This is a genomic window from Aeromonas sp. PrichA-15, assembly GCF_017939245.1.
Taxonomy (GTDB): Bacteria; Pseudomonadota; Gammaproteobacteria; order Enterobacterales; family Aeromonadaceae; genus Aeromonas; species Aeromonas caviae.
In genome coordinates this window covers 1-1953 of record NZ_JAGKRH010000200.1, presented here as the reverse complement: position 1 = coordinate 1953, position 1953 = coordinate 1, and the positions used below count along the sequence as shown (strand labels likewise).

Annotated in this window: 3 protein-coding genes; 2 read left to right on the top strand and 1 reads right to left on the bottom strand. The window is 63.0% G+C overall.

The window, feature by feature from the left end; genetic code table 11:
• Positions 1–135 (top strand): transposase (locus J9889_RS19140; RefSeq protein WP_210538105.1); only part of this gene is annotated, 135 nt, incomplete at its 5' end.
• Between the two features lie 52 nt (positions 136–187).
• Here the strand turns inward: J9889_RS19140 and xerD are convergent.
• Positions 188–1087 carry a site-specific tyrosine recombinase XerD gene (gene xerD / locus J9889_RS19135; protein ID WP_042014490.1) on the bottom strand — a complete coding sequence of 300 codons (900 nt, stop codon included), beginning with the start codon at positions 1085–1087 and terminating at the stop codon, positions 188–190.
• 183 nt (positions 1088–1270) lie between these two features.
• On the opposite strand from xerD, the gene fldB reads away from it, so the two are divergent.
• On the top strand, positions 1271–1789 hold the full coding sequence (fldB, locus tag J9889_RS19130) for a flavodoxin FldB (protein WP_210557746.1): 519 nt from the start codon (positions 1271–1273) through the stop codon (positions 1787–1789).
• Positions 1790–1953: the final 164 nt, after the last annotated feature.

The window sequence follows — 1953 nt, the reverse complement described above, 5'->3', positions numbered from 1 at the left end:
TACCCGATGCACACGAGTGTGCTGGAAGGGGTGAACAACAAGATCAAAGTGATAAAGCGCATGGCATATGGATTTAGGGACTCAGAATACTTTTTTCTGAAAATCAAGGCGGCCTTCCCCGGAAAGCCGCGATGAACCAAAAAAAACCGCCTTCGGGCGGTTTTTTGTTGCAAGGCCGGTGAGGCGATCAGGCTCTGGGGTGGTGCTGGCCGTGCAGTGCCTTGAGCCGCTCGTTGGCCACGTGGGTATAGATCTGAGTGGTGGAGAGATCCGCGTGGCCCAGCAGCATCTGCACCACTCGCAGATCGGCGCCGTGATTGAGCAGGTGGGTGGCGAAGGCGTGACGCAGGGTGTGGGGGGAGAGTTCCCCCCTGATGCCGGCTCTCAGGGCATAGAGCTTGATGCGGTGCCAGAAGGTCTGGCGGGTCATCATCCGGGCCCGCTTGGAGGGGAACACCACGTCCGAGCTGGTGCCACCCAGCAGCAGGGTGCGCCCCTCCCGGTAGTAGCGCTCCAGCCAGTGCACCGCCTCCTCCCCCATGGGCACCAGGCGCTCCTTGTTGCCCTTGCCCACCACTCGCACCAGCCCCTGGCGCAGGCTGACGTGTTCGGCGGTCAGCCCCACCAGCTCGGACACCCGCAGCCCGGTGGCGTAGAGCAGCTCAAGCATTGCCTTGTCCCGCAGCTCCAGCGGGTCGTCCACCAAGGGCGCTTGCAGCAGCGCCTCCACCTCGGCTTCGCTCAGATCCGATGGCAGCTTTTTGGGGAGCTTTGGCCCCTCCAGCAGCACGGTGGGATCGTCGCTGCGCAGCTTCTCGCGATTGAGATACTGGTAGAAGCGGCGCAGGGCCGAGAGGAAACGGGCCGTGCTGCTGGCCGCGAACTGATGGTCCACCCGCCAGGCGAGGTAGTGCTGGATGTCGTCCAGCCCCGCCAGCAGCAGGGAACCGCCTTGCTCATCGAGCCAGAGGGCAAATTTTTCCAGGTCGGTGCGATAGGAGCTGACCGTGTTGTCGGAAAGCCCCCGCTCCAGCCAGAGGGCGTCGAGAAACGGCTCGATCAGGGGATGGGATTCTGCTTTGCTCATGGTGCGCCGCGCTCAGGGAAACAGGTCGCCATTGTAACGTGCCGACCCACCCGGGCCGCAAGGCAAGGCTGCACATCCCCTCAGGCGGTGAAGAGCCCGGCGCAATCTGCTAGACTGGCGCCCTCCCCCCGGGCGCCGCTGTGCCGGTCACGCCCCTTGCCGACTGCGATCAAGAGAAGAGCGATGAAGATAGGTTTGTTTTATGGCTCCACCACCTGCTACACCGAGATGGCCGCCGAGAAGATCCGCGCCCTCATCGGCCCCGAGCTGGTCGATCTCCACAACATCAAGGATGTGCACCTCGCCCGCATGCAGGAGTACGACATCCTGATCCTGGGCATCTCCACCTGGGACTTCGGCGAGCTGCAGGAGGACTGGGAATCTCGCTGGGAAGACATCGCCGACCTGCATCTGGAGGGACGCATCATCGCCCTGTTTGGCATGGGCGATCAGCTGGGCTATGGGGAGTGGTATCAGGATGCCCTCGGCCTGCTGCACGATCAGCTGGTCCCCAAGGGGGTCAAGCTGGTGGGCTACTGGCCCAACGAGGGGTACGAGTTTGACGCCTCCAAGGCGCTCATCGACGATGGCCGTCACTTCGTCGGGCTGGCCCTCGATGACGCCAACCAGTACGACCAGACCGAGTCCCGTATCGAGCAGTGGGTCGACCAGATCCTGAACGAGATCCACGAACTGCTCTGATCCTGATCGCCTGGATGTTCGACGACGCCAGCCAATGGACGACCAGACCGACCCCGTATCGAGCAGTGGGTCGACCAGATCCTGAGCGAGATCCACGAACTGCTCTGACCCTGATCGCCTGGATGTTCGACGACGCCAGCCAATGGACGACCAGACCGACCCCG

Coding starts and splice junctions, on each gene's coding strand:
- xerD (WP_042014490.1), bottom strand. CDS start 1,087: ATGAGCAAAGCAGAATCCCATCCCCTGATCGAGCCGTTTCTCGACGCC.
- fldB (WP_210557746.1), top strand. CDS start 1,271: ATGAAGATAGGTTTGTTTTATGGCTCCACCACCTGCTACACCGAGATG.